The sequence below is a fragment of the Tateyamaria sp. syn59 genome (genome assembly GCF_007995245.1).
Lineage (GTDB): Bacteria > Pseudomonadota > Alphaproteobacteria > Rhodobacterales > Rhodobacteraceae > Tateyamaria.
Genome location: NZ_VCBA01000002.1, coordinates 450890 through 475605, shown reverse-complemented (window position 1 = coordinate 475605; position 24716 = coordinate 450890). Strand labels below are relative to the sequence as shown.

General features: G+C 62.7%; 26 protein-coding genes and 1 tRNA gene. 12 read left to right on the top strand and 15 right to left on the bottom strand.

Annotation, left to right across the window (positions count from 1 at the left end):
- Positions 1-19 precede the first annotated feature (19 nt).
- Both FD715_RS05685 and FD715_RS05680 read right to left on the bottom strand, forming a co-directional pair.
- Positions 20-961, bottom strand: a complete 942-nt coding sequence (locus tag FD715_RS05685) for an alpha/beta fold hydrolase (protein ID WP_147106464.1) — start codon at positions 959-961, stop codon at positions 20-22.
- On the bottom strand, positions 961-1251 hold the full coding sequence (locus FD715_RS05680; protein ID WP_147106461.1) for an SCP2 sterol-binding domain-containing protein: 291 nt from the start codon (positions 1249-1251) through the stop codon (positions 961-963). The genes FD715_RS05685 and FD715_RS05680 overlap by 1 nt, the downstream gene beginning before the upstream one ends.
- A gap of 74 nt (positions 1252-1325) precedes the next feature.
- Between FD715_RS05680 and FD715_RS05675 the strand changes: the two genes are divergently transcribed.
- The 5 genes from FD715_RS05675 (at position 1326) to FD715_RS05655 (ending at position 6394) form a co-directional block, all read left to right on the top strand.
- Positions 1326-1883, top strand: coding sequence for a tetratricopeptide repeat protein (locus FD715_RS05675; RefSeq protein ID WP_147106458.1), 558 nt, complete (start codon positions 1326-1328; stop codon positions 1881-1883).
- Positions 1884-1915: 32 nt separating this feature from the next.
- Positions 1916-4819: a helicase-related protein gene (locus FD715_RS05670; RefSeq protein WP_147106455.1), complete on the top strand. Its 2904-nt coding sequence runs from the start codon at positions 1916-1918 to the stop codon at positions 4817-4819.
- On the top strand, positions 4820-5206 hold the full coding sequence (locus FD715_RS05665) for an RNA-binding S4 domain-containing protein (RefSeq protein WP_147106452.1): 387 nt from the start codon (positions 4820-4822) through the stop codon (positions 5204-5206).
- A gap of 51 nt (positions 5207-5257) precedes the next feature.
- Entirely contained in the window at positions 5258-5593 is a 336-nt protein-coding gene (gene fdxA / locus FD715_RS05660) for a ferredoxin FdxA (RefSeq protein ID WP_147106449.1), read from the top strand.
- Positions 5594-5881: 288 nt separating this feature from the next.
- Entirely contained in the window at positions 5882-6394 is a 513-nt protein-coding gene (locus tag FD715_RS05655) for a CarD family transcriptional regulator (RefSeq protein WP_039686086.1), read from the top strand.
- A 66-nt stretch (positions 6395-6460) separates the two neighbouring features.
- Here FD715_RS05655 and cobS read toward each other — a convergent pair whose 3' ends face one another.
- Positions 6461-7222, bottom strand: a complete 762-nt coding sequence (gene cobS / locus FD715_RS05650) for an adenosylcobinamide-GDP ribazoletransferase (RefSeq protein ID WP_147106446.1) — start codon at positions 7220-7222, stop codon at positions 6461-6463.
- 72 nt (positions 7223-7294) lie between these two features.
- Between cobS and cobT the strand changes: the two genes are divergently transcribed.
- Positions 7295-8302: a nicotinate-nucleotide--dimethylbenzimidazole phosphoribosyltransferase gene (cobT, locus tag FD715_RS05645; RefSeq protein WP_147106443.1), complete on the top strand. Its 1008-nt coding sequence runs from the start codon at positions 7295-7297 to the stop codon at positions 8300-8302.
- A 66-nt stretch (positions 8303-8368) separates the two neighbouring features.
- Here cobT and FD715_RS05640 read toward each other — a convergent pair whose 3' ends face one another.
- On the bottom strand, positions 8369-10252 hold the full coding sequence (locus tag FD715_RS05640; protein ID WP_147106440.1) for a cation:proton antiporter: 1884 nt from the start codon (positions 10250-10252) through the stop codon (positions 8369-8371).
- 127 nt (positions 10253-10379) lie between these two features.
- A complete protein-coding gene (locus FD715_RS05635) occupies positions 10380-10835 on the bottom strand; it encodes an Lrp/AsnC family transcriptional regulator (RefSeq protein ID WP_147106437.1) in 456 nt (151 codons plus the stop codon).
- Between the two features lie 134 nt (positions 10836-10969).
- Between FD715_RS05635 and hppD the strand changes: the two genes are divergently transcribed.
- Positions 10970-12064 (top strand): 4-hydroxyphenylpyruvate dioxygenase, encoded by a 1095-nt coding sequence (hppD, locus tag FD715_RS05630; RefSeq protein WP_147106434.1) that lies wholly within the window; start codon positions 10970-10972, stop codon positions 12062-12064.
- Positions 12065-12163: 99 nt separating this feature from the next.
- Here the strand turns inward: hppD and FD715_RS05625 are convergent, their stop codons facing one another.
- On the bottom strand, positions 12164-14857 hold the full coding sequence (locus tag FD715_RS05625) for a hypothetical protein (RefSeq protein WP_147106431.1): 2694 nt from the start codon (positions 14855-14857) through the stop codon (positions 12164-12166).
- Between the two features lie 161 nt (positions 14858-15018).
- Here FD715_RS05625 and FD715_RS05620 point away from each other — a divergent pair, with 161 nt between their 5' ends.
- On the top strand, positions 15019-15702 hold the full coding sequence (locus FD715_RS05620) for an SIMPL domain-containing protein (RefSeq protein WP_147106429.1): 684 nt from the start codon (positions 15019-15021) through the stop codon (positions 15700-15702).
- Positions 15703-15829: 127 nt separating this feature from the next.
- Here the strand turns inward: FD715_RS05620 and FD715_RS05615 are convergent, their stop codons facing one another.
- From FD715_RS05615 to FD715_RS05580, 8 genes are all read right to left on the bottom strand, one after another.
- Positions 15830-17122, bottom strand: a complete 1293-nt coding sequence (locus tag FD715_RS05615) for an O-acetylhomoserine aminocarboxypropyltransferase/cysteine synthase family protein (RefSeq protein ID WP_147106426.1) — start codon at positions 17120-17122, stop codon at positions 15830-15832.
- Positions 17123-17225: 103 nt separating this feature from the next.
- A complete protein-coding gene (locus FD715_RS05610; RefSeq protein ID WP_147106423.1) occupies positions 17226-17585 on the bottom strand; it encodes a hypothetical protein in 360 nt (119 codons plus the stop codon).
- Positions 17586-17789: 204 nt separating this feature from the next.
- Positions 17790-18794 (bottom strand): hypothetical protein, encoded by a 1005-nt coding sequence (locus tag FD715_RS05605; protein WP_147106420.1) that lies wholly within the window; start codon positions 18792-18794, stop codon positions 17790-17792.
- Between the two features lie 68 nt (positions 18795-18862).
- A complete protein-coding gene (locus FD715_RS05600; protein ID WP_147106417.1) occupies positions 18863-19126 on the bottom strand; it encodes a hypothetical protein in 264 nt (87 codons plus the stop codon).
- Positions 19123-19878, bottom strand: a complete 756-nt coding sequence (locus tag FD715_RS05595) for a hypothetical protein (RefSeq protein WP_189799411.1) — start codon at positions 19876-19878, stop codon at positions 19123-19125. Before FD715_RS05595 ends, FD715_RS05600 begins: the two co-directional genes overlap by 4 nt.
- A complete protein-coding gene (locus FD715_RS05590) occupies positions 19875-20960 on the bottom strand; it encodes a Rieske 2Fe-2S domain-containing protein (protein WP_147106413.1) in 1086 nt (361 codons plus the stop codon). Before FD715_RS05590 ends, FD715_RS05595 begins: the two co-directional genes overlap by 4 nt.
- On the bottom strand, positions 20957-21328 hold the full coding sequence (locus FD715_RS05585; RefSeq protein WP_147106411.1) for a hypothetical protein: 372 nt from the start codon (positions 21326-21328) through the stop codon (positions 20957-20959). Before FD715_RS05585 ends, FD715_RS05590 begins: the two co-directional genes overlap by 4 nt.
- A gap of 243 nt (positions 21329-21571) precedes the next feature.
- A tRNA-Tyr gene (locus FD715_RS05580) sits at positions 21572-21655 on the bottom strand.
- 106 nt (positions 21656-21761) lie between these two features.
- Here FD715_RS05580 and rlmB point away from each other — a divergent pair.
- The 4 genes from rlmB to FD715_RS05560 all read left to right on the top strand — a co-directional run bounded on the left by rlmB (position 21762) and on the right by FD715_RS05560 (position 24153).
- On the top strand, positions 21762-22538 hold the full coding sequence (gene rlmB / locus FD715_RS05575; protein ID WP_147106408.1) for a 23S rRNA (guanosine(2251)-2'-O)-methyltransferase RlmB: 777 nt from the start codon (positions 21762-21764) through the stop codon (positions 22536-22538).
- Between the two features lie 9 nt (positions 22539-22547).
- Complete coding sequence (locus FD715_RS05570) at positions 22548-22838, top strand: hypothetical protein (protein WP_147106405.1); 291 nt, start codon at positions 22548-22550, stop codon at positions 22836-22838.
- 233 nt (positions 22839-23071) lie between these two features.
- Positions 23072-23545: a CoA-binding protein gene (locus FD715_RS05565; RefSeq protein ID WP_147106402.1), complete on the top strand. Its 474-nt coding sequence runs from the start codon at positions 23072-23074 to the stop codon at positions 23543-23545.
- 128 nt (positions 23546-23673) lie between these two features.
- Positions 23674-24153, top strand: a complete 480-nt coding sequence (locus tag FD715_RS05560) for a GNAT family N-acetyltransferase (protein WP_189799410.1) — start codon at positions 23674-23676, stop codon at positions 24151-24153.
- An 82-nt stretch (positions 24154-24235) separates the two neighbouring features.
- Here the strand turns inward: FD715_RS05560 and FD715_RS05555 are convergent, their stop codons facing one another.
- Positions 24236-24619: a DUF2147 domain-containing protein gene (locus FD715_RS05555; protein ID WP_147106398.1), complete on the bottom strand. Its 384-nt coding sequence runs from the start codon at positions 24617-24619 to the stop codon at positions 24236-24238.
- Positions 24620-24716 lie beyond the last annotated feature (97 nt).

Sequence of the window (24716 nt, the reverse complement as noted above, 5' to 3'; positions counted from 1 at the left end):
ACCGCAGTCAGACCAGTCTTCAGACGGCGTCGGCGAAGCGATGGGCGAGCGTGTCAAAAATGCCCGCGCGGGTCCGTGCATCTTCCATCAGCACCTCGTGTTCGCCGTTCTGGATCAGGTGCAGATTGCCGTCTTCCCAGCCGTCCATGCGCTGGTGGATGCGACCCACGTGGACAATACGCTCATTGGTGCCCACGAAGGTGTCGCAGGGCAGGTTGGGCGCGGGCATCCGGGACAGGGCCAGCGTCTCCTGCAACGCCTCGCGCAGCCAGACAAAGCTGGGACCGCCCAATGCCAGTTCGGGATGCGCGGTCAGCTGGTCGCGCATCATGTCGAACATCTCGACATCCGTCGTCAGCAGGTTGTCGTCGAAATCCGCAGTCAGGATATAGCTGTCGATGATCGTGCCGGGGGGCAGGCGGTGACCCTGGCCGATCACGGGCATCATGTGCCCGAGCGCCCAGGCGACGGGGCGCAGATGAGGCGAGATGCGGATGCCCCACATCGGTCCGGTAAATCCAGCAGCATTCACCGGCAGCCCCTCGTAAAGCGCGCGCAACCCGATGCAGCCACCCATGGAGTGGCCCAGCATGAAATAGGGTTCCGGCAGGCCCAGTGTTCGGGCCGCATCAAGCACAGCCGCCACATCGTGCTGGTAGTCCGGAAACTGGCTGACATGGCCGAGGCGACGATCTTCATGCAGCCTGTCGGCCAGTCCCTGTCCGCGCCAGTCCACTGCCAAGGTGGCAAAACCACGCTCGGCCAGTGCAGCGGCGGACGGGGCGTATTTCTCGATGTACTCCGTGCGGCCCGGGAACATCAGAACCGTTCCCTTGGCCGGATCGGGCTGCCAGCACCCCACGCGAATGCGCACCCCGTCCGCGGCCGTCGTCCAATAGGCGACGCCGGTCAGTGGGGCGGGGTGTACATCCGTGAAAAGGGGCGCGGTATCGAGCGTCATTAGGCCAGGACAGAGGCCAGTTTCATCGCCATACCCATGTCGCCATCGACCTTGAGCTTGCCGGTCATGAAAGCGGATGTGGGGTTCGTGTCGCCTTCGAGGATCGAACGGAATGTGTCGGCATCGGCAGACAGGGTCACATCTGCGGCCTCATCACCCGCGCGCGCCCCGCTGGCGTCCATCATGATCGCGCCTTCGCCTTCGATGTCGAATTTTGCGGTGCCGTCGAAATCGGCGCCCGACAGCTTTTCGTTCAGCACGACGACGGCTTCGGTCACTGTGTCACTCATCTTTGATGCCCTTTTCGGTCTGTGGCCGGATGCGGTCTCTGGATTTCGCGGTTCGGCCTGTTACATTCCCCGTTATGGGCACACGCACACGCAAACTCTACCCTGTCGTCACGGCACTTTTACTGACAGTAGGGAATTCCTTACCCGCCATCGCGCAATCATCGGTTGACGAGATGCTGGAGGCGCTGCAAAGCGCCGAACCGGCAGAGGCGACACGCCTGACGCGCGAGATTGAGCGCGAGTGGTCGCAATCCGGCTCAACTGCGCTTGATATGCTCCTGCGCCGGGGCCGCGCCGCGCTTGAGGAAGAAGACCCCGATGTCGCGATCGAGCATCTGACCGCGCTGATCGACCACGCCCCGGACTTTGCCGAAGGCTGGCATGTCCGTGCGACTGCCTTCTACATGAAGGACCTCTACGGTCCCGCCCTGAGTGATCTGGAAAAGGCGCTGACACTCAACCCCGACAACTACAACGCCATGTTCGGCCTTGGTGTCATGTTCCAGGAGTTTGGCGACAACGTCCGCGCCGAGCAGGCGTTCAGCCGCGTTCTCGACTTGCATCCACATCACGAAAACGCCACCAAGGCGCTTGAGCGGCTCAAGGCCGAAGGCATCGGTCGGACACTGTAAATACGCTCTGACGAGTTACCGGGGGACAGCCCATGTCGGGCGACGCGCGGGTGGTGGCCGTTCTCGGCCCTACCAACACAGGCAAAACCACCTATGCCATCGAACGGATGCTGGGCCATCGCACGGGCGTGATGGGCCTGCCGCTGCGCCTGCTGGCGCGGGAGGTTTATGATCGGATCGTTGCCCTGCGCGGTCCGTCCGTTGTGGCGCTGGTCACGGGCGAAGAGCGCATCGTCCCGCCCCGCACGCAATACTGGGTTTGCACGGTCGAGGCGATGCCCGATGGCATGGGCTGCGACTTCCTCGCCGTGGACGAGATCCAGCTGTGTGCCGACCCCGAACGCGGCCACGTCTTCACCGACCGCTTGCTGCGCGCCCGTGGCCTGCATGAAACGCTGTTTCTTGGGTCCGACACCATGCGCGGGCCTATTTCCGCGCTTGTACCGCAGGCCCAATTCCTGCGGCGCGAACGGATGTCGCAGCTCGTGTATTCGGGGCAGAAAAAGATCAGCCGAATGCGCCCCCGCTCTGCCATCGTCGGCTTCTCGGTTGATAATGTCTATGCGATTGCCGAATTGATCCGCCGCCAGAAGGGCGGCGCGGCCGTGGTCATGGGCGCGCTCAGCCCCCGGACTCGGAATGCGCAGGTGGATATGTACCAGAATGGCGAGGTCGATTTCCTCGTCGCCACCGATGCCATCGGGATGGGACTGAACCTCGACATCGACCACGTGGCCTTTTCCTCACTAACAAAGTTTGACGGACGGCGGATGCGCCCGCTCGCGCCCAACGAACTGGCGCAGATCGCGGGACGCGCAGGGCGTGGGCAAAAGGACGGCACCTTTGGCGTCACGGGAGATGCCCGCCCGCTCGATGATGGCGTCGCGCAGGCCATCATGGACCACCGGTTCACGCCCTTGCAAAAGCTGCAATGGCGCAATCATGCGCTGCAATTCGGCACCATCGACGCGCTGATCCGCAGCTTGGAGGCGCCCTCAGACCACGAGGTGCTGGTCAAAGCCCGCGAGGCCGACGACCTGCAAGCGCTCAAATCCCTCTCCGAGTCCGCCGAAATCATCGCCCGTTGCACCGATGCCAAGTCGGTCCGCCTGCTCTGGGACGTCTGCCGCGTCCCTGACTTCCGCGGCATCTCGCATCAGGAACATTCCGCCCTGCTGGATGTTATCTTCCGCTACCTGCACGAACGCGGCGCGATCCCGGGCGACTGGATGGCCCGCCAGATCAAGCGCATCGACCGCTCTGACGGTGACATCGACGCCATTTCCAAGCGATTGGCGTTTATTCGCACATGGACCTATGTCGCGCAGCGCAAAGGGTGGGTAGATGATGAAAGTCATTGGCGGGACGAAACCCGCCATGTAGAAGACCGCTTGTCAGACGCGCTCCACGCGAAACTGACGCAAAGATTTGTAGACCGGCGCACGAGCGTGCTCTTGCGCCGGCTAGGCCAGAAGGAGGCCATGGTGGCCGAAGTAAACGACGCAGGTGAAGTGACTGTCGAGGGCGAGTTCGTCGGCAAGTTGGACGGGTTCCGGTTTTCCCAGGACAAGGGGGCGGGCGCGGCCGAAGCCAAGACGATCAAGACCGCAGCGCTGCAGGCGCTGGCCCCCCATTTCCACCTGCGGGCCGACCGGTTCTACAACGCGCCCGATACCGAGCTGGATTTCACCGAACAGGGTGGCCTCATGTGGGGCAGCTCGGCCGTGGGCAAGCTGGTCGCTGGACAGGACGCGCTGAAGCCGCAGGTTGAGGTGTTCGTCGATGATGTTGCAGGCCCCGAGGTTGCGCAAAAGGTGCAGCGTCGCCTGCAGCACTTCATCGACCGCAAGGTTGCAGCGCTGTTCGAGCCGCTGATCGCCATGCAGAAGGATGAGGCGCTGACCGGCCTCGCCAAAGGGTTCGCCTTCCAGATGGTCGAAGCCATGGGCGTGCTGCCCCGCGCCACCGTCGCCGACGACGTCAAGGCGCTGGATCAGGATGCACGCGGGCTGCTGCGCAAGCATGGCATCCGCTTTGGCCAGTTCACCATCTTCATGCCGCTTCTGCTGAAGCCCGCGCCGACGCGCCTGCGACTGGTGCTGTGGTCGCTGGCTCAAGGGCTGTCGGAATTCCCCGAATCTCCGCCCCCCGGCCTTGTCACCGTACCTGCGATGACGGGCGGCCCCCGCGACACCGACACCATGTCGGGCTACCGCAACGCGGGCGAGCGGGCGATCCGCATCGATATGCTGGAACGGCTCGCCGACATGCTTCGCGCCGAGGATTCGCGCGGCGGGTTCGAGGCCAAGGCCGATATGCTGTCGATCACCGGCATGACGCTTGAACAGTTCGCCACGTTGATGGAGGGGCTGGGCTATAAGGCTGAGAAGGGTGAGCGGGAAAAGGTCAAACCTGTTGACGCAGTTGTCGCCACCGACGCGACCCCGGAGGCCACAGATCAGCCCGTGATGGATGCGGCCGACGCGGAAACGGCAGAAGCCGCGACCGAAACACCCGCACCAGCGGATGTTCCGGAAGGCACCGAAGCCATCGCAGATGCGGGTCAGGCCCCTGTGATCGAGGAACCGGCGGAGACACCCGAGGTTCCTGCCGACATCCCTACGAACTCGGAAACCGAAATTGACCCCGGCACTGCGCCGGACGAAGCCGCCGCTGGCCCAGAGATCGAAGTGTTCTACACATTCACCTGGGGTCGCAATCAGGGTGGCAACCGCCGCCAGAATCAGGGCGGCAACCGGCGTCAGAATCAGGGTGGCAAGGGTGGTCCGAAAGGTAAAACCAAGGGCAAGGGCCCGCGCCGCGATGGGGGCAGCAAGCCGCAGAACTTCTCGGCCCGACCGCCGAAGAAGGAAAAGGCGATCGACCCCGATAACCCCTTTGCAGCCGCCCTCATGGGGTTGAAGGACGACAAGTAAGTGTCGGATGAGGCGGGTAAACTGCGGCTCGACAAGTGGCTGTGGTTTGCGCGCTTCTTCAAGACGCGGTCGCTTGCGGCGACGCGGGTGGCGGCAGGTGACGTGCGCGTAAATGGTGAGCGTGTCACCAAACGCGCCACCACGATCAGCCCCGGTGACGTGCTGACCTTTTCACAAGGTCGTGTGGTCCGGGTGATCGAGGTCAAAGCCATCGGAAATCGTCGGGGACCAGCGCCCGAAGCGCAGGCGCTTTACACCGATATGTCCCCGCCACCGCCGCCAAAAGAAACGCCCGTTTCGGAAAATCCGCGCTTTGAAGGAAAAGGGCGTCCGACCAAGAAAGACAGACGGCAAGCTGATCTTTCCCGGTCACGCCATCTTGAATGATAGCGCCCACTCCTTTAGCTAAGCTATGCCCGACCAGATGAGACACCCCTTATGACCTATATCGTCAACGACTCCTGCATCGCCTGTAAATACACCGACTGCGTCGAAGTGTGTCCGGTCGATTGCTTCTATGAGGGGGAGAACATGTTGGTGATCCACCCGGACGAGTGCATCGACTGTGGTGTGTGCGAGCCCGAGTGCCCCGCCGACGCCATCCGCCCCGATACGGAGCCGGATATGGAGAAGTGGGTCGAGTTCAATCGGAAGTATTCCGAGATGTGGCCGGTCATCATCACCAAGAAGGACCCGCTGCCCACCGCCGAAGAGATGGACGGCAAAGAGGGCAAGATGGAGCTCTTCTCGGAAAAGCCGGGCGAGGGCGGCTGAGCCTTCGAATCGGTTTTGCCGAGGGTCGGCGTTGAAATATCGAGACGTATTGGCTTGGAAAATCAGGGGTTTCTGAAAGTTTCCTTTGGGTAAACTTTCGAATCCCTCATTTTTGTGCTATGGTTTTGTGACAACAGACAGATGGATGCTGCCCTGACCTGTCGCACTGCTGACCGGTCTGATTGAAAATTTGACACAAACCGCACCAAGACGTGGCAATTGCTGCCCCGCCTGATGCGGTTTTGACTGTCAAAAGGCTGGCGTTCTGCGTCGTTATGAGGATCAGGAATGACAAAATCTAAGAAACTCGACTTCCGCCCCAATGAATATGTGGTCTACCCCGCCCATGGCGTGGGCCAGATTACCTCCGTGGAAAAGCAGGAAGTGGCCGGCATCGAGCTGGAACTGTTCGTCATCACCTTCGAAAAGGACAAGATGACCCTGCGTGTCCCCACCAACAAGGCGACCGAGATTGGAATGCGTGCACTGTCGAGCCCGGACGTGATCAGCCAGGCCATGAAGACCCTCAAGGGCAAGGCCAAGGTCAAGCGCGCCATGTGGTCCCGCCGGGCACAGGAATACGAGCAAAAGATTAACTCGGGCGACCTGATCGCCATCGCCGAGGTTGTCCGCGACCTGCACCGCACCGACGATCAGCGCGAGCAAAGCTATTCCGAGCGTCAGCTTTACGAAGCCGCACTTGAGCGTCTGACCCGTGAAGTGGCTGCCGTGTCCGGTGGTGACGAGATCGCCGCCGCGAAAGAGGTGGACGAGGTGCTCAGCAGCCGGATCGCTGCTTAAAATCCGGTTAACGAAAATTGTAAGTCGTTGAAATCAAACGTGTCCCCGCGGGGACACGTTTCTTTTTTATGCGATGGCAACCAGCGTCAGCAGCACAGCCACCTCGCTCAGCACGCAAGTCGCCCCCAGAATATCACCCGTCTGCCCGCCAATCTTGGCACGCGCGATTAGCCCCACCACCAGTGCCACAGCACCCGCGATGAGCGCAGCGAAGAGCCCCGCGATCCCAACCAAAAGCATCGCTCCGACCACCCCAATCAAAACCGCCACGATCACCGTCCCGAGCGGCGCGGTCCCCACCGCATGTGACAACCCGCTGTTGCGCGCATGGGGCAGGGCCAGCATCAAGGGCGGCATGGCCGCGCGGCTCAACATCAGCGCGGCAATGACCCCCGCCCAGTCCACCTCGGCCAGCCCAATCCAGCGCAGGCCCATCACCACGATCAGCGCGAGCACGCCGTAGGCCCCAATGCGGCTGTCCTTCATGATCTCCAGCCGTCGCTCACGCGCATGACCGCCCCAAAGCCCGTCTGCCGTGTCCGCAAGCCCATCCTCGTGCATGGCCCCGGTGAGCATGATGAGCGCGCCCAGCAGGATGCCTCCGACGGCCATCGCCGGAAGACCGAGCCCGGCCAGCGCGACACTCAGCACGGACAGGATCAGGCCCAGCACCAGCCCGACCAGCGGGTAGGCCCAGACCGCGCGCGCGCCGTGAGCAAAGGCGTGATCGGGCAGCGGCGGCATTGGCAGGCGGGTCAGCAGTACAATTGCTGCGGGAATGTCCCAGAGGTACCCAAACCGGCCCATGTCGGAATCATTCTGTTGCATGTCCGGTCCTGACTTGCGGGTGCGTCCCGTTTGGGTAAAGACCGGTGCACCAACAGGCAAGGACGACATTCCATGAGCTTCAACAGTTTGGATGCGCTGCGCGCGCTTTTGGCCGACATGCCCGGTCCCGACGGGGACGCTGCAGCAGGGGCGGCAGATCGCAACGGGCAGCTGACCAAACCGCCGGGCGCGCTCGGTCGGCTTGAGGATCTGGCGCTGTGGTATGCAGGCTGGCGCAGTGACGCGAGGCCATCCATAGGCGCGCCGCAAGTTATTGTTTTTGCGGGAAATCATGGTGTTGCTGCGCGTGGTGTGTCGGCGTTTCCGCCGGAAGTGACGGTGCAGATGGTGGCAAATTTCGAGCACGGTGGGGCGGCGATTAACCAGCTTGCCAAGACCTTTGGCGCGCGGATGGATGTGGTGCCGCTGGATCTGGAGACGCCGACTGCGGACTTCACTGAGGGTCCGGCGATGACTGAGGACGAGTGTGTTTCTGCGTTACGCGCGGGATGGGACGCGGTGGATGAAAGCGCTGACCTGCTGGTCGTGGGCGAGATGGGCATTGGCAACACGACCTCGGCTGCCGCCATTGCGACGCGGCTTTTTGGCGGCGATCCGGGCGACTGGACAGGGCGTGGCACCGGGGTTGAAGGCGATGCGCTGGCGCTGAAGGTGCAGGTTGTGGCTGACGCGCTCGCGGCCCATGGCGCGGCGACGGACGGGCTTGACGTACTGATGCGTATGGGTGGGCGTGAGCTGGCTGGGATGGCAGGTGCCATTGCGCGGGCGCGCAGCTTGCGTATCCCGGTGATCATGGATGGCTTCATCTGCACGGCGGCAGCGGCGTGCCTGGAAAAGACACAAGAGGGTGCTCTCGATCACGTGGTGGCGGGGCACCAGAGCGCCGAGGGCGCGCATGGACGGATGCTCGAAGCCTTGGGCAAAGAACCCCTGTTGTCACTGGGTTTGCGCCTGGGTGAAGGATCAGGGGCCGCTTTGGCGATTGGAATACTCAAGGGCGCGATCGCGTGTCATTCGGGCATGGCGACCTTTGCCGAGGCTGGCGTGTCTGACGGGTAGCGTCGCTGTGTGCTCTGTTTTGCGCTCAGGCGCAAAAGGCGCCCACCCACCGACCCGATGACCGGACTACGCGCGTTTCGGTTCTTCCTGCCGTTCTGACAGCGCAGCCTCCAGTGATTTTTCAAGGCTCTTGGCCCGCTCCACATAGGCATCGTTCTTCGATGCGGGCAGGTTGGGATCCCAGACCTCGGCCAATTGCCGCACGGCGTCGCGGTCGTGGGCGTAAAACACGCGTTCCGCCTCGGCCGCTTCGTACTCGCTGAGCCCCAGTTTCTCGAGCGCGTAGCGCCCGGCCCTCAGCGAGCTGTCGAACATCTCGCGCACGATGTCGTCTGCCCCGGCTTGATAGAGGCGGTAGACATGCACCCGGTCATAGGCGCGTGCAATGATGTGGATGTCAGGCCGGATCTTGCGCGCATAGGCGACGAGCCGGGTGGTCGCAGCCTTGTCATCCAGCGCGACCACAAGAACACGCGCGGTGTGCAGGCCCGCGGCGTGCAGGATGTCGGGGCGGCTTGGATCGCCCAAAAAGCCCTTGAACCCGAAGCGACGCATCAGCGCGATGGTCTCCATGTCGTGATCGAGCACCACGGTGTTGAAGCCCGAGCCTTGCAGCAGCCGGTTCACGATCTGGCCGAAGCGCCCGATGCCCGCAATGATTACCGGGCCGTCCTCGTCAATGTCGTCTGCTTCGATATCCGCGCCAGTCTCGCTCATGCGGCGCGATTGCAATTCGTAGAGGATAAAGAGCAGGGGGGTGATCAGCATGGTGAGCGCGATCACCAGCAACAGCGTTTCTGCCACGCCTTGCGGGATCACGCCCTGGCCGACAGAGAAGGCCACGAGGACAAAGCCAAACTCACCTGCCTGCGCGAGCCCGAGAGTGAAGAGCCAGCGGTCGCGCCCCCGGATCTTGAACGCGACGGCAAGGCAGTAGAGCAGTGCACCTTTGATCGCAATCACCAGGATCGCCATCGACAGGATGGCCGCCCAGGATTCGAAGAGCAGGCTAAAGTTGATGCCCGCGCCCACGGTGATGAAGAAGAGGCCCAGAAGAAGACCTTTGAACGGCTCAAGATCGGATTCCAGCTCGTGCCTAAATTCGGAACTGGCCAGCACGACCCCGGCGAGGAAGGCGCCGAGGGCAGGAGACAGCCCCACAAGCATCATCAGAAAGCTGATCGACACCACGATCAGGAGGGCAAGCGCCGTATACATCTCGCGCAGGTGCGCTGCGTGGATAAAGCGGAAGATGGGGCGCGTGAGGAACACGCCAGCGAGGATGACGGCACCCACCGCAGCGATGGTGACAAGGGTCACGCCCCAGCCGGGGAGCCCTTCGACCAGGCTCATCGTGGCGCCGTGGCCGTGATCCCCGCCATGCCCGTCGCCATTGGCGCGGTAGATCGAGCCGTCGGAGTTCATCTGCACCGGAACGGTGGCGGCCAGCAGGGGCAGGAAGGCGAGGAACGGGATGACCGCGATGTCCTGCGTCAGCAACACCGAGAACACGGAGCGCCCGCCGCTGGTTTGCATCAGCCCCTTTTCCGACAGGGTTTGCAGCACAATGGCGGTCGAGGACAGTGACAGCGTCAGCCCGATGGCGAGCGCAATGCCCCAAGGTTGGTGGTATGCCATCGCCACACCCATGAGTGCCAGCGCAGACAGCGCGATCTGGAGCCCGCCCAGCCCCAGCAGCTTGTGTCGCATGTCCCACAGCGCGCGGGGCTCAAGCTCGAGCCCGATCAGGAACAGCATCATCACCACGCCGAATTCGGCAAAGTGCTGCAGGTCTTCGGTCTCGGCCCCAACGAGGCCCAGAACGGGGCCGATGGCAATCCCGGCGGCGAGGTAGCCCAGGACAGAGCCGAGTCCGAGCCGTGCGGCAATGGGTACAGCGATCACCGCCGCGGCAAGGTAGATTGAGGCCTGGTAGAGAAAGCTTTCCATGGTGGACCCTGTCCGTCGCGGTCTTGGTCCCCACCATGCCTTGCTGCCTTGGAAATACAACCCGACCGGTTGGTATAGGGCCGATTTTGATGATGCGGCGCGCCCGGCGCGTCATGTGTTGGCAGTTTTACGTGGGCAGGGGGCCGTCGCGTTTGAGTTGGTCCATGACGATCTGGCTGTGGACGCGGGCCACGGCCGGGTGTGGCAGCAGCACCTCGTGGATCAGGATGTTGAGGGCGGCAAGGTCAGCGCAATAGACCCGCAGAAGGTAATCGGCGTCACCCGTCATGGTCCAGGCGCTGGTCACTTCGGGCCGGGTGTCGATCAGCCGCGCAAAGCTGCTGGCATGTTTGGGGCCATGCACGGCGAGGTGGACCTGCACGAACCCCTGCACACTGAGCCCGAGCCGTTTGGCGTCGAGCCGGGCAACGTAGCCTTCGATGTAGCCATCCGCTTCGAGCCGTTGCCGCCGCCGCCCGACCTGGCTGGCCGAGAGGTGCAGCATGTCGCTGAGTTCTTGCGCTGTCAGGTGCGCGTTCTTTTGCAGGGCGGCGAGGAGGCGCGTGTCGATGGAATCAAGCATGTGCGGGGCTTTCGCGAAAACTGACTGTATGCTGCGGGAAATATGCGCGAAATGAAAGGTGGGTACGTGAAAACGCGCGGATGTCGCGCGGTTTGGTCTCCATATTTGACGAAACTCAAATTTGGAGGTTTCCCATGGGTCCGTTCCCGCATTCTGCTCCGAAATCCGTTATCAGCGCTGACAACCCGGCGGGCACGGACGGGTTTGAATTTGTCGAGTTTGCCCATCCCGAGCCGGAGGCGCTGCGCGCGCTCTTTGCCCGGATGGGATACGTGAAAGTGGCGCGGCATCGGTGCAAAGATATCGAGCTGTGGCAGCAGGGGGATATCACCTATGTGCTGAATGCCGAGGCGGACAGCTTTGGTGCGCGGTTTGTGGAGGAGCATGGGCCCTGCGCGCCGTCCATGGGGTGGCGCGTTGTGGACGCGCGGCACGCGTTCGAGCGCGCGGTTGCGTTGGGGGCAAAGCCCTACGAGGGCGGTGGCAAGGTGCTTGATGTGCCCGCGATCTATGGGATTGGGGGCAGCCTTATCTATTTCGTGGACCAGTATTATGAGACCTCGCCCTACAACGGCGAATACGAGTGGCTGGCGCAGTCCAAGCCGCGGGGCGTGGGGTTCTTCTATCTCGATCACCTGACGCACAATGTGCACAAGGGGAACATGGACACGTGGTTCCGCTTTTACGGAGACCTGTTCAACTTCAAGGAAATCCGGTTCTTTGATATCGAGGGCAAGTTTACCGGGCTGTTTTCGCGTGCGCTGACCTCGCCCTGCGGACGTATCCGCATTCCGATCAATGAGGATCGGGGTGAGACGGGGCAGATCGTGGCTTACCTGAAGAAGTACAATGGTGAGGGGATCCAGCACATCGCGGTGGGGTCGGATGACATCTATGACAGCACCGATGCGATTGCCGGGAACGGGCTGGCGTTTATGCCGGGGCCGCCTGACACGTATTATGACCTTTCGAAAGAACGGGTCGCGGGGCACGAAGAGCCCATCGACCGGATGAAGCGGCATGGCATTCTGATAGACGGTGAAGGGGTCGTGGACGGGGGCGAGACCAAGATCCTGCTTCAGATTTTTTCCAAGACGGTGATCGGGCCGATTTTCTTTGAGTTCATTCAGCGCAAAGGCGATGACGGCTTTGGCGAGGGGAACTTCAAGGCGCTGTTCGAGAGCATCGAACAGGAGCAGATCAACAATGGGGAACTTGCCGCCGAGTGACCGGTTTTCGGCGCGAAAACCATTTGGAATTTGGCACAAATACCAGTGCGGCACAGTTTTCCGTGTCGGAAAATCACCGGAAACCGAGCCGGTTTCCGGCTAGTTCGGCATCTTGAGGATGAGGTTGCGGTTGCCCTTTTGATACCGCAACTCGCTGTCGCCAATGGCCGACACACGCCCGCCGTCAAAGCGATCACCGACTGCCACCTTTTGATAGCGCCCGTTGCGCAGACGCACGAGCGCGCGGCGGTTCGACGGCGTTCCGTAGACCCCGATCAGGTTCACACGGCTGAGGTTGATCGCGTTGCGCACCGTCGCCTCGCGCGCAACGGATGCGGTTGAGGGAATGGCGGGCGTGACCGTGCGCGGGGCGACGGCAGCCACCCGCTGCGGTGCTGCGGATGCGGCCGATGCCGTGCTGGTGGCGCGTGCGACGGTTCGTGCGAAATTGCGGGGCCGCGTTTGCGGGCGGTAAGATTGCGCCGTGGCGAGCGGGCTGATCGGCTCACTGGCCGCCGCGTTCGCCTCTGCGACAGCTTCATCCACTGCTGCTGTGTCGGTCTCGGGCACGGCTGTCGCGATCTCTTGCGGGGCTGCAGGGCGCAGGCGTGGTCGCAACTCTGCCAGTTCGGACCGTGACAGACCGCCAAAAGTCGCACGCTCATTCTGTTCAACAAGGTCGGAGGGACGCGCACGCGGGCGTTGGCCTGCCAACTGTCGGGTGTCCGGTGTAAGGGTCTCGGGTTCCGCCTCCGGCGTCTCTGCGGTGCTGCGCGGGTCGGCAGGTGGCAGAACCGGCGGACGGCCGAGGAAGACGGTAAAGCCTTCGGGCGTCAACGCGCCCTCGACCGTGGGGACAACGCGGCCATCGGCGTCGAATGCGAACCGTGTGCCAGCGGCAGGGGGCGAGGCGACATCGGGCAGAGCCACGTCGGTCACGAAAGAGCCTGCATCGGGCAACGCGATGGCATCAAGCGCCGGGCTGACCGGGTCGATGCCCGTGACATAAAGGTCCTCAAGCTGGATCAGCCCGGTCGGTTCCGGCGGGATGTCGGGCGCCTTGGGCCATATCCCCGTAACGGCATAGCGCGCCTCAAGCGCGGCCTGATCCAGTTCCGGCTGCTCTGTGGGATCCGGTTGCGGGTTGCGCAGCGCATCGAGCACGGCGGCTTCCTCGGGCGTCAACCCATCGCTCAACCCTTCGTTCAGGGAGGCGACGATCAGCGAGTCATCGCTTTGTTCGGTCGGCTCAAGTTCGACCGTGGCGCCCACATCCTCGGCCAGCGACCGTTCGGCATCGGCGGGCAGGGTCGAGGCAAGCGTGCGCTCGCGTTTGGGGAAGAATTTGGCCAGCCCTTCATCAAGAAATACGGAGGCCCAGGCCGCGACACCGGCGAGGAACACCAGCAGGATGGCCGTCAGGATCAGGCCCAGAAACCGGGGTTTCCCGCCCACCTGAACGTCGCTGCGGGCGCCAAAGACGGTCATGCGTTGCGCTTCGGCATTGGCGGCTGCTGTTGCGGTGCGGGCCGCGCGGTCGCTGGCGGATGGCGGGGCCGGTGGGACGCGCTTGGGCTTGCGGCGCGACAGAAAGCCCGTCTTGCGGGCGGGCGGCTCTTCGGCGTCGAGGCGCTGCGCAGGAACGTCTGCAATCGGGGGGGCGGCGCGCAGGCTTTGCGCTGCCGCCTGTTGCGGGCTGAGCGCGGGTGGCGGCGGAGGTGCTGCCGCCTCGTTCGGGCTGTCCGAAATCGTCAGTCGCCTGGCCGGGCGGCTGTCCGGCGGATCACGGGTCACACCGCCAAGGGCCGCAGGTGGCGCGGCGTCCGCGCCATTGCCCCGCCTGCGGCTTGCAAAGCCCATGAGCGCGGGAGTCTTGGCCGTGTCGGCATCTGCGCCCGCACCGTCATCGGCGCTGTCGGCGTGGGGGGTATCCGTACTTGCGGCAACAGGTGTGGTGTCCCGTCCGGCTTTGGGCGCGTCTGATCCATCGGGCGTATCCAGAGTATCTGCGTCTCCGGACTTGGCCGCGTCGCCGCTCTCATCCGTCTGTGCCTTGGGCGCATCTGCGTCCTTCCGAGGCTCGGCGAATGTCGCTGCACTTTCGCTTGCGGGCTCTTGCGGCGCATCATCCGCTTCGGGTGCGGCGTCTGATGGCGTCGGTCCCTCATCCTCCGCCGGAGCAGGGCTGTCAGCTATATCTGCTTTTGCGTTTTCCGGCGCGTTGTTCGCCTCCGCCGTTTGGTCAGGATGCGAGACCACCACCACGCGGATGCCGTCCGGTACAACGGTTGCATCGCCTTTCAGGATCTTTGCGGCGTGCTCAGTCTGGCCAAAGAACGGTTCGCCCAGAAAGCCCGCATCTTCGGGGGCCGCAACGAAGCTGACTGGGTTGAATTTGTGTTCGACAGCAAAGGCTTCGGCTTCGGCCAGCGTTTCGCGCGCGACGGCCGCGATATGTGTTTTGGCGCCTTCGGCAGAGATGTCGAAGGCGAGCTTATCGACGGGATAGGGTGTCGCCCCCTCCAGCGCCTGTTGCGCAGCCTCCCGTCGTGCGTCCTCGTCGATGTCGCCTGTGTCGATGGTCAGGTATTTGATCTGGCCATCCGGGATGATCAGTTTTGAGCGGACACGCTTGATCTTTGCTTTGGCCGCGAGCTTGCGCAGCATGTGTAGGTCGTCGCCCAGTGTAGGGCTGCCGATATCCACCGCGCCCACTTCGCGCCAGCCTCCTGCCGCACGGTGCAGCAGGCGGATCCCGTCAGAGGACAAGGATAGCGCAAATTCAGGCTTCATGTCTGGCCCATACCAATTGGTCGCGCTGAATGAAACTCCCCGCGCGCATGTGCCAAAGATAAAGCAGGTCTTTGCCCATGCAAAGAAAAAGCCGTGTGATCGGCTTGTTCACGCGGTGGTGAATGTCCAGTTTCAACCTGAGCGAATAAGGGGAAGACGTTATGAAACTATCAATTGCAGCCGCTGTGCTTTGGATGCTGCTGGCGCCGCTGGCGATGGCCCAGCAAAGCGAGGCGCCGGTCCTGTCGGTGACCGGTGAGGGGCAGGTCGCGGTGACGCCCGACATGGCCGTTATCTCGTTGGGCGTGGTTCATGTGGACGAAACAGCCGGGGCGGCCATGGCGCAGGTGAGTGCCGATGCCACGGCCCTCATCAACGCGCTGGCCGAGCGCGGGGTCGCGGTGCGCGATGTGCAGACGTCGCAGTTGAGCGTGGGACCCGTATGGAGCGCGTATGACGCCAATGAGCGCAGGATCACCGGCTTTGAGGCGCGCAATACCGTACGCGTCCGTGTGCGCGATCTCGATGCGTTGGGCGGCATTCTCGACGAGGTGCTTGCCGTCGGGGCCAACACGTTCAACGGCTTGAGCTTTGAATTGCAGGATCCCAGCGCGGCAGAAGCCGAAGCGCGATCTGCTGCTGTGGGCGATGCGATGCAGAAGGCGACTGAGTTGAGCGGTGCGGCTGGTCTGACCTTAGGTCCAGTGCTGAGCCTGAGCGAAGGGGGTGGGACGCCGCGGCCCGAGATGTTCGCCGCTGCCGCCCGGTCCGCGGATGTGCCCATCGCGGCGGGTGAATTGCTGGTGACCGCGCGTGTGTCGATGCGGTTCGCGCTGGAGCCGTGATCCGATAGCCGCGCAAAAGCGCGACGACATTTTTAGGGGGCCAGCCCCCGTCGCTCGCGCGACTCCCCTGAGATTTTTCGAAACAGGGAAAATCGGGCGCAGGTGGGTGGACCTGCGCCCTTGCTCTTTAGCTGACCGCTTTGCTCAGCGCCTGGTCGAGGTCGGCGATCAGGTCCTCGGCATCCTCGATCCCGATCGAGACACGTACCACTTCCGGGGCGGCCCCGGCGGCGCGCTGTTGCTCTGCCGTCAGCTGGCGGTGTGTGGTCGACGCGGAGTGGATGATGAGCGAGCGTGCATCGCCGAGGTTTGCCACATGGCTGAAGATCTCCAGCGCGTTCACCAGCTTGACGCAGGCATCGTAGCCGCCCTTGACCGCGAAGGTGAAGAGGCCACCGGCACCGCGGGGGCAGATCTTGGCCACGCGGTCGTAGTAGGGCGAGGATTTGAGGCCCGCATAGGTCACGTAATCGACGCGGTCGTCGTTCTCGAGCCACTCGGCGATCTTGATCGCATTTTCAACGTGTCTGTCCATGCGCAAGGACAGGGTTTCGGTGCCCATCAGCGTGTAGTGCGCCGCTTGCGGGTTCATGGTCATGCCGAGGTCACGCAGGCCGATAGCGATGCCGTGGAAGGTGAACGCGAGCGGGCCGAAGGTCTCGTGGAACTTGAGGCCGTGATAGGCCGGTTCGGGCGCGCTGAGCGATGGGAACTTGTCGTTGGCAGACCAGTCGAAGGTGCCCGAGTCCACGACCACGCCGCCCGTAACTGTCCCGTTGCCGGTCAGGTACTTGGTGGTTGAGTGCACGACGAGGGTCGCACCGTGTTCGATGGGGCGGCAGAGGTACGGCGTAGCGCTGGTGTTGTCGACGATCAGCGGGATTTCTGCCGCATCCGCGATGGCCGAGATCGCGTCGAGATCGGTGATGTAGCCGCCGGGGTTCGCGATGGCCTCGCAGAAGACGGCGCGCGTTTTGTCGTTGATGGCGGCCTTGACCGCATCCAGATCGTCGAAGTCGACGAAGGTCGCCTCCCACCCGAAGCGCTTGATGGTCTGGCTGAACTGCGTGACCGTGCCGCCGTAAAGGCGGGTGGAAACCACCACGTTGAGGCCCGGTGCCATCAGCGGGAACAGCGCCATGATTTGCGCCGCGTGACCCGACGAACAGCAGACCGCACCTGCGCCACCTTCAAGCGTGGCGACGCGTTCCTGCAGCACCGCTACGGTGGGGTTGGTCAGACGGGAGTAGATGTAACCGACCTCCTGCAGGTTGAAGAGGGCGGCGGCGTGTTCGGCGTCGCGGAACACGAAGGCGGTCGATTGGTAGATCGGCGTCTGCCGCGCGCCTGTGGCCGGGTCGGGCCGGGCGCCTGCGTGGATCTGAAGGGTGTCAAAGCCGTATTGGGGGCCGTCGGTCATGTCTGTCTCCCACTTCCTGCGCGCGGCGCAAGATCACTGTCATCGCCTGCATGAGTAGGCAATGCCACCGAAGGGGGCAAGGGCGCGCGGTGCGTCGCGCGTCTCAGGCCGATTTCAAAAGTGGCAGGGCGTCGCAGACGTCGGGCAGACCAAGGCAGGTGTAGTCGATCATTTCGATCTTTGGGTGCAGCGCCATGGCGTCCTGAAAGATCGCGTAGCGCACCTGGCTGGTGCAGATCAGGGCGTCGGCGCTGTCGAAGTGGTCCCATTCGACCCAAAGGTTCGAATATCCCTTGTGCGGCAAGCCAGCTGCGATGATGCGGGGTGTCATCCGCACGATACCTGCGCTGCGCGCGGCCTCGCGGTACATGCTCAGCGCTTCGCTTAAGGAATGGGGCGCGCCGAACACCAGCAGCTCCCCCTTGGTGTAAAGCGGCAGGGGATAGGTGAAATTCTGCGTCACTGCATCGAGCCGATCGGTGCAAAACGCGTGGGCAAGCATCGTCAAAAAACGTTCCGTAGACTGGGGCATCGCAGTCATCCGTTTATGAGGTTGGGGTTTTTTATTGACTGGTCAAATAATAACCCACCTTCCGCTGGGGAAGCCTAAAAACGACCCCTGGCGTCTCGAAATGGTCAATTCGGGGCGTTACGCTGCGTCACAGCATCAGCGCATCCAGAAGCCGTTGGACTTGATGCGATTGCGGATTGCCTGCTCGCGTCGGGGCATGTCGTTCTGGTCAAAGAGCGCACGCACCTTGGCGCCGCGGCCCTGGAACACCATGCGCTTGATCGGCTCGTGGCCCTTGAGCACCTTCTTGATCTTGTTGGGGGCTGTGACCTCTTCGAGCGTGTCGATGACCACCTGACTTTCACGGGCATACAGCAGCGGGAACATGCGGTAGTGACAGGTCACAGCCCCATCGAGGTGGTCATGCACCGCACTGTCGCGCCCGCCGCCAAAGCTGTGGATGACCAGCGGCAGTGCAACCTGATCCAGCCATGGGTTCAGCGATTGGCACACAAGCGGGCCAGGCGGGTCGTCTCGGATGGACAGCGCATATTCGAGGAACCGTTTGCCGAATGCATGCGGGCAGGCGCCAAAGAAGAAGCCCGCGTTGAAATAGAGGTAGCGTTTCCAGTATTCATCCGGTTCGGAGAGGTCGAGGCTGGTCTCGAACTCCAGGCCGAAGCGGTCGTAGAGCGACTTCCAGATCTCGGTATAGCCCGGCCCGTAGAGTTCAATCTCTGGCCATGTCCCCTCGCGCCGCAAAGAGGCGGAGGGGCGGTCAAAGTCGAACGGCACAGCCGACAGATCGCCCAGCACCAGCGTGTCACTGTCGAAAAAGACAAACGGTTCGGCCTCGGGCAGCGCCGTCAGCATCTCGATCTTGTTGCCGTAGGGGTAGGTTTCGCCGAAATGCCTGTTGGTGAAGGGCACCACCTCGGCCCCCATGGCGTCAAGGGCGGCGCGCACGTCCCCGGGCATGCGTGGATCACGGGACCAGAGCGGGCCGGGCTGCGGTTCGGCGACCAGCACGCGGCCTGCAAAATCCGGGCTCTTGGCCCGCAGCGAGGCCACGAACAGCACCGCCTCATATCCCAGCCGCCCGGCTTGCCCCACAAGGGCGATATTGAACGTGGGCGGAGCGTTGGTTTTGGGACGTGTCATGTGCCTGCCGGATCTGCTTGTGGCGACTGTATACGCGGCACGTGCGACGGGAAAAGCCCCGGATGCCGTCACTCGGGGGGCGGGTTCAGCAGATCGTAGAGCTTTTGCAACAGCGTGAGCACCAGAAAGGCGCCGACGGCCCAGATCAGCAACTCAAACGGGGCGAGATCGGTGCCCCGCAGCCATCGCGCAACGAGGTCTCCTTGGGGCCGCAGCGCCTCGACCCCGAACAGCCCGTCGCGGGACCACAGGCGAAAGTCCCAGAAACGCGAAACATAGAACAGGATGGCGGCGGTCAGTGTGGCGACGGACAGCCAGAAGATGCGTTTCATTCCGTCACCTCGATCGTGTCCACGTCGATCTCCCACACCAGCAGATCGCCGCGTTTGGTGATCTCGCCCTCGGCGGTGATGAACTGTGCGATGTAGTCGTAGGCCGCGCGGGGCAGGCGGGTGCCGTTCGCGCCTGTGACCAGCAGGAATTCCTCGCCCAGCACGGGTTGGGTCGAGACAAAGATGGGGGGCACGTCGCCCAGCAGGCACAGGTTTGCGCAAGCCTTGTGAGCGAGGCCGCGACCGGGCCGCATGGCGCCAGCGAGACATTTGCCGTCGCAGATCTCGCCCGCGAGTTTCCAGCGTCCTTGCGGTTCAGGCGCGATCACGGGCGCGTCGCCCTCCGCTGCTTGTAAGCCGTTCCGTCCGCTGCGCAGTTGCAGCATGTAGAGGTCACCGCGCTCCAGCACGACGCCTGACACTTGAGCCAGCTGTCCATTTAAAGGTTCGGCCCGGCTGTCCACGCCCGACTTGCCGCCCGCTGTCATGAGAAAACTATCGCCGGGTTGGATGCGATCGTCGCCTTGGGTCACGTGGAGGATGGGGTAGGGGGTCAGTTCGACCACGCCTGTCACCGTCTGGCGGCCATAGTCGAAGCGGAAGGCGCCGGGGCCGGGATCATCCTGTGCGGCGCCCATCAGGAAGCCCGCGATACCAAGCCCAGCGATCAGCAGGATCGAGACGGTCAGCAGGAATGTGCGCAAAGGTCCGGGGGCGGGCAGGTAGCCGACGAAGAAGGGCTTTTCGATCATGCCGTCGCTCCTTGCTCAGCCGGGTCCCGTGCGGGGTCCGGCGGCGGTTCCGGCAGCGGCACAGGCTCAACATAGGTGCCGGGTGGGTTGGCGTCGGGATGCACCTCGACCATGTCGCCAATGACGCGCAAGCGGTAGGTAGGCACCTTTTCGGTGAAGGGTGCGGGCGAGCGGCCCGAGCGGACGTCGTACTGGAAGCCATGCCAGGGGCAGGTGACGAGGCAGTCAATGATCTTGCCCTCGCCCAAGGGTCCGTTCTGGTGGGCGCAGGCATTGGAAATCGCGCTCAGCTTGCCCTCCATCAGATAGACGGCCACACGGTCGCCGTTGGCGAGCTTTGCGATCTTGGCATACCCTTCTCGGAAGTCGCCGACGCACGCCACCTCGGCCCAGGCGCCGTCCTTGGCCGCAATCTCGCGCCGTTCCGACAGCCATGCGGCGATGTGCAGGACGATCACCGCGCTTGCACCCAGAATGAACAGCACCGTAAAGACGTGGTTCTTCTGGTCCTGCAGAATGCCCAGCGACACATGGGCCGCGACCGAGAAATAGGCGGCGTAGATCAGGTAGTGCAGCCGTTTCCAGATGGGCGGCGTCAGGAACTTCAGCCAGAAGTCATGGGACGTGGCCGCCAGGATCAACAGGCAGATCAGGGCGAAAATGCCAAAGAGCTCAAAGGGAAAGCCCGCGATCTGACCCAGGCTTGCATTGGCATAAAGCAGGCCCACCAGCTTGTCCGTGCTGGAAAAGGCAAAGTACCAGTTCAGGATGTACCCGGCATGGGTCAGCGCCACAAAGGCGGTCATGACCCCGAAATGACGGCGGTTGTAGAGAAGTGGGAGGAACCGGCGATCTAGCCGCGCCGCCGGGCCGATACACAGGATCACGGTCAGCATGACGAACGCACAGGCCCCGAAGGCGCGGGCGTTGTGGATCTGCGCCGTGACGGGCTGTTCGTGGCTCAGCACCTCCGGCGTGAGATACAGGAACACCCACAAAAACAGAGCCACACCGGTCAGCATCACGGCGTCGTAGATCCACTTGTTTCGGTTCCACTGAACGGGGATGTATTTGACGCTCATTGGCGCGCCCCCTCGCTCAATTGCAAAGGGGCGATGTCAGCGGGCCAGCTTTGGCGCACGCTGAGGCCGAGGGTAACAATGGCGACAATTCCAAGGCTCATCAGCACGACGGCGATACCATACGAGGCGCGAACGGGGCGGTAGCGTTCGGCCCAGGCCGCGCGTTCCGTTTCTGTCTGCCACCAGCGCCACAGGACCAGCGGCCAGATCAACAGCACACCGGGGATGAGGAGGGGACGAAAGATGTAGGCACCGCGCGCATCCGCGTCGATCCGGTCGATCCCGATTGTCAGGAAAACCGCCGCGACGACGGCACCGATGATCCCCCATGCCTGCATCACCATCACCAGGGCTTCGGCCACATTCATGCGGTGTTTTCCTTACTTTAGGTCACGCGGTCTGGCGCAACCCTAGCAACAGCATGCGCTTTGTCCCAAGTCCAATCTGTCCATTTTGTCTGACAGTTGGAAATTGTGATCGGCCCCGCGGCTTTCATGCGCGCATTGCCGGGGTCTTGATCCGTCGACTGAGGAGATGCGGCACAGCGAGAAGGCTCTGTCTTCAAGCTACTTGGGCCCGACCACTTGAGCGGCAACTATGCTTGGACAAGATGGTGGGCGACCCTGGAATCGAACCAGGCGTGCGTCTCCGCGAGGGAGTTACAGTCCCCTGCCACACCTTGCGGCCTGTCGCCCACTGCGCCATTAGAGCGTGAAGCCCGGTTGGCGTGAGCGCGTGATTACCGGGACGCATATCGGGGGTCAAGGTAGAAAATCCCCGGCCAATGCCAAAGGTGACGAGATGAAAAAACCCAAATGGGTGGTCGAGAAAGAGCAGGCGAAAAAGGCCGATGCCGCAGCCACTGTTTGGCTCTTTGGTCTGCATGCCGTGCGCGATGCGCTGCTGAACCCGCGGCGCGAAAAACTGCGGCTGATGGTGACCCTGAATGCCCAGAACAAGCTGGCGGATGCCATCGCGACGGCAGGCATCACTGCTGATGTCATTGACCCGCGCAAATTCAGGCCTCCGATTGATCCGGGCTCCGTCCACCAGGGGGCCGCACTTGAGGTCAAGCCGCTCGATTGGGGCACCCTTGAGGATGTGGCCATAGGAGATGCGGCGCCACGTCTGATCCTGCTCGACCGCGTGACCGACCCGCACAATGTAGGCGCCATCCTGCGTTCGGCGGAGGTGCTGGGCGCGTCTGCCGTCATCGGCACGCGCCACCATTCGGCGCCGGAGACCGGCGCTTTGGCAAAAACCGCCTCCGGCGCGCTGGAACGGCAACCCTATGTGCGGGTGCGCAACCTGTCGGACGCCATCGTTTCGCTGCAGGGCATGGGCTACACCGTTCTGGGCCTTGATGGCGATGCAGAGCAGACCATCGAAACTGCTTTGCAGGGGCAAAAGGACCGTCCCGTCGCCCTTGTCCTTGGTGCCGAAGGGCCCGGCCTGCGCCAGAAAACGCGAGAGACTTGCGACGCACTGGTCAAAATCGACGCGGCAGGCGGGTTTGGGTCACTCAACGTCTCAAATGCCGCGGCAATCGCATTATATGCGTCCAAGGATCACGCATAGGAGGCGACCATCGCCCACCCGACGAAAATCGCCACTTGCTGCTATTGCGGCACCCGCGCCGCCCTCGTTCTTTCGGGGCGCAACCGCCACGAACTGGCCTGTTCCAGCTGTGGTGCGCCGCTGCACGACCTGAAAATGCTGCCCAAGAAGAAGTCGGGCGACCGCGAACTGGTCCGTCCATCGACAGTCCGCCAGCCCCCACGGCCGAAACCCACCAAGAAAAAATACAAGAAACGCAAATCGCGCTGGAAGGACATGTTCGAAGACGCCTTTGATATCATTGAGGATATCTTTGACTGACGGAAACTCGCAAGGAACTGCGCGAAAACCGTATTTAAGGTTTCGTTCACAGATTTGAGAGAGGGTCTTTCACATCCTTCAGAACATCTTATCTGAAGTGTTGAACAGCAGGTTTGGAACCCCTGCTGGTTAATCACTGTCCCTCGTTCCGCACCTTCGCGCCCCTTTCGCTTTGCGATCGGGGCGTTTTTTTGGGACCATGCGCGGGCCCTAGGCTGGGCAGGGGGGACCGCATGAAAGAAACCTATACCGACGCGCATCTGAAATCGGTGCTGACGGGCGCCAAGGCGGTCTCCGTCGTGGGCGTTTCAACCAACCCGGTGCGGCCCAGCTATTACGTGGCGCGCTATCTGTCCCTGAAGGGATACACCGTGATCCCTGTGAACCCGGTCTATGCGGGCCAGATGCTGTTCGGTCAGACCGTGGTGGCCAGCTTTGATGCCATCGACGCGCCGGTGGATATGGTCGATATATTCCGGCGCTCTGACGCGGTGCCAGACATCGTGGACGCGGCGATGGACCAGTTGCCGACCCTCAAGACGATATGGATGCAAATCGGCGTCACCCACGCAGATGCCGCCGCCAAGGCGCGCGCCGCCGGATTGACAGTGATCCAGAACCGCTGCCCCAAGATCGAATACCAGCGCCTCTTTGGCGAGCTGCGCATGGGCGGCTTCAACACCGGCATCATCTCGTCAAAACTGTAGCGCTGCCGCCATTGCGCCGGAAAGCGCCGATGAGGCGCGCAGCAGTTGCTCCCTAGGCCCGCCACGCGCAGTCTGGCCACCCGGTTTACAGCATAGAGCCCATGCCCGTCCCAATCGTTCCTATCCAGATGTCTCATGTGCGCGCATTCCACAGCACCGTGGATGCCGTCGCGCGAGAGAAGAAGTATCTGCAATCCGTCGAAGCACCGCCGCTGGGCAGCACCCGCGACTTCGTGCGAAAAAACATCGACAACGACTTCACGCATCTTGTTGCAGTTGATGGGGACGCCGTTGTCGGCTGGTGCGATATCCTGCCCCACAGCGCAGCGGTCCGGCGCCATATCGGCGTGTTGGGCATCGGCGTTTTGCAGACCTACCGGGGGCACGGGCTGGGGCGCGCGCTGCTCAGCCGGGCCTTGGCGGATGTGAGCACGCAACGCTTCGCCAAGATCGAACTTCGAGTGCGCGCATCAAACACCGCCGCCTGTCACCTCTACCGCAGCATGGGGTTTCAGGTCGAAGGAACGCTAAGGGACGACATCCGCGTGAACGGCGTCAGCGACAGCACATATTGCATGGCGCTCTTTCCGGATGGCGCAGCAGCGTAACCGCGTGCGCCGGATCGAAACCCTGAAAAGAAAAGCCCCGCACCTCAAAGGCACGGGACATTCACATCAGTCGATCAATTGATCAGTTGACGCGCGACCACGTCTGTTTCTTGCAGAAGGGTCCGACACAGCCCGACACGTTCAACGTGTTGCCGCTCAATGCCATTTTCGACTTGAAAACCTTGCCGGTCGAGGGCTGCCAGATCTTGCCGGACGCGTAGCTTCCGTTGCCCTGTGGTTCCATGTCCCACACCAGCTGTTTCCCGACATTTTCCGACGCGATCGGGCCGTTGGCGTCAAAGGCTTTGGCGATCTTGCCACAGATTTTCGCGCCGCATTTGCTCATGGCGACATGGGCATATGCACCGTCATCCACTTGTGTTTTCCAGGTGCCGACAACAGGATCGGCCAGCGCCATCCCTGCGCCCGCGACGGCCACGCATGCGGCTGCAATCAGATATTTCATTGAGTGTTTCCTCCGTAGTGCGCCGGACTGTGAGCCATCGCAGGGCGCGCTGGCAAGAATGACCTTGGGTCGCGTTGCAAATCCGGGCGGGAGGTGC

Bases quoted from the DNA above. Each gene is read 5' to 3' on its own strand.
- FD715_RS05685 (WP_147106464.1), bottom strand. From the start codon at position 961: ATGACGCTCGATACCGCGCCCCTTTTCACGGATGTACACCCCGCCCCA.
- FD715_RS05680 (WP_147106461.1), bottom strand. From the start codon at position 1,251: ATGAGTGACACAGTGACCGAAGCCGTCGTCGTGCTGAACGAAAAGCTG.
- FD715_RS05675 (WP_147106458.1), top strand. From the start codon at position 1,326: ATGGGCACACGCACACGCAAACTCTACCCTGTCGTCACGGCACTTTTA.
- FD715_RS05670 (WP_147106455.1), top strand. From the start codon at position 1,916: ATGTCGGGCGACGCGCGGGTGGTGGCCGTTCTCGGCCCTACCAACACA.
- fdxA (WP_147106449.1), top strand. From the start codon at position 5,258: ATGACCTATATCGTCAACGACTCCTGCATCGCCTGTAAATACACCGAC.
- FD715_RS05655 (WP_039686086.1), top strand. From the start codon at position 5,882: ATGACAAAATCTAAGAAACTCGACTTCCGCCCCAATGAATATGTGGTC.
- cobS (WP_147106446.1), bottom strand. From the start codon at position 7,222: ATGCAACAGAATGATTCCGACATGGGCCGGTTTGGGTACCTCTGGGAC.
- cobT (WP_147106443.1), top strand. From the start codon at position 7,295: ATGAGCTTCAACAGTTTGGATGCGCTGCGCGCGCTTTTGGCCGACATG.
- FD715_RS05640 (WP_147106440.1), bottom strand. From the start codon at position 10,252: ATGGAAAGCTTTCTCTACCAGGCCTCAATCTACCTTGCCGCGGCGGTG.
- FD715_RS05635 (WP_147106437.1), bottom strand. From the start codon at position 10,835: ATGCTTGATTCCATCGACACGCGCCTCCTCGCCGCCCTGCAAAAGAAC.
- hppD (WP_147106434.1), top strand. From the start codon at position 10,970: ATGGGTCCGTTCCCGCATTCTGCTCCGAAATCCGTTATCAGCGCTGAC.
- FD715_RS05625 (WP_147106431.1), bottom strand. From the start codon at position 14,857: ATGAAGCCTGAATTTGCGCTATCCTTGTCCTCTGACGGGATCCGCCTG.
- FD715_RS05620 (WP_147106429.1), top strand. From the start codon at position 15,019: ATGAAACTATCAATTGCAGCCGCTGTGCTTTGGATGCTGCTGGCGCCG.
- FD715_RS05615 (WP_147106426.1), bottom strand. From the start codon at position 17,122: ATGACCGACGGCCCCCAATACGGCTTTGACACCCTTCAGATCCACGCA.
- FD715_RS05605 (WP_147106420.1), bottom strand. From the start codon at position 18,794: ATGACACGTCCCAAAACCAACGCTCCGCCCACGTTCAATATCGCCCTT.
- FD715_RS05600 (WP_147106417.1), bottom strand. From the start codon at position 19,126: ATGAAACGCATCTTCTGGCTGTCCGTCGCCACACTGACCGCCGCCATC.
- FD715_RS05595 (WP_189799411.1), bottom strand. From the start codon at position 19,878: ATGATCGAAAAGCCCTTCTTCGTCGGCTACCTGCCCGCCCCCGGACCT.
- FD715_RS05590 (WP_147106413.1), bottom strand. From the start codon at position 20,960: ATGAGCGTCAAATACATCCCCGTTCAGTGGAACCGAAACAAGTGGATC.
- FD715_RS05585 (WP_147106411.1), bottom strand. From the start codon at position 21,328: ATGAATGTGGCCGAAGCCCTGGTGATGGTGATGCAGGCATGGGGGATC.
- rlmB (WP_147106408.1), top strand. From the start codon at position 21,762: ATGAAAAAACCCAAATGGGTGGTCGAGAAAGAGCAGGCGAAAAAGGCC.
- FD715_RS05565 (WP_147106402.1), top strand. From the start codon at position 23,072: ATGAAAGAAACCTATACCGACGCGCATCTGAAATCGGTGCTGACGGGC.
- FD715_RS05560 (WP_189799410.1), top strand. From the start codon at position 23,674: ATGTCTCATGTGCGCGCATTCCACAGCACCGTGGATGCCGTCGCGCGA.
- FD715_RS05555 (WP_147106398.1), bottom strand. From the start codon at position 24,619: ATGAAATATCTGATTGCAGCCGCATGCGTGGCCGTCGCGGGCGCAGGG.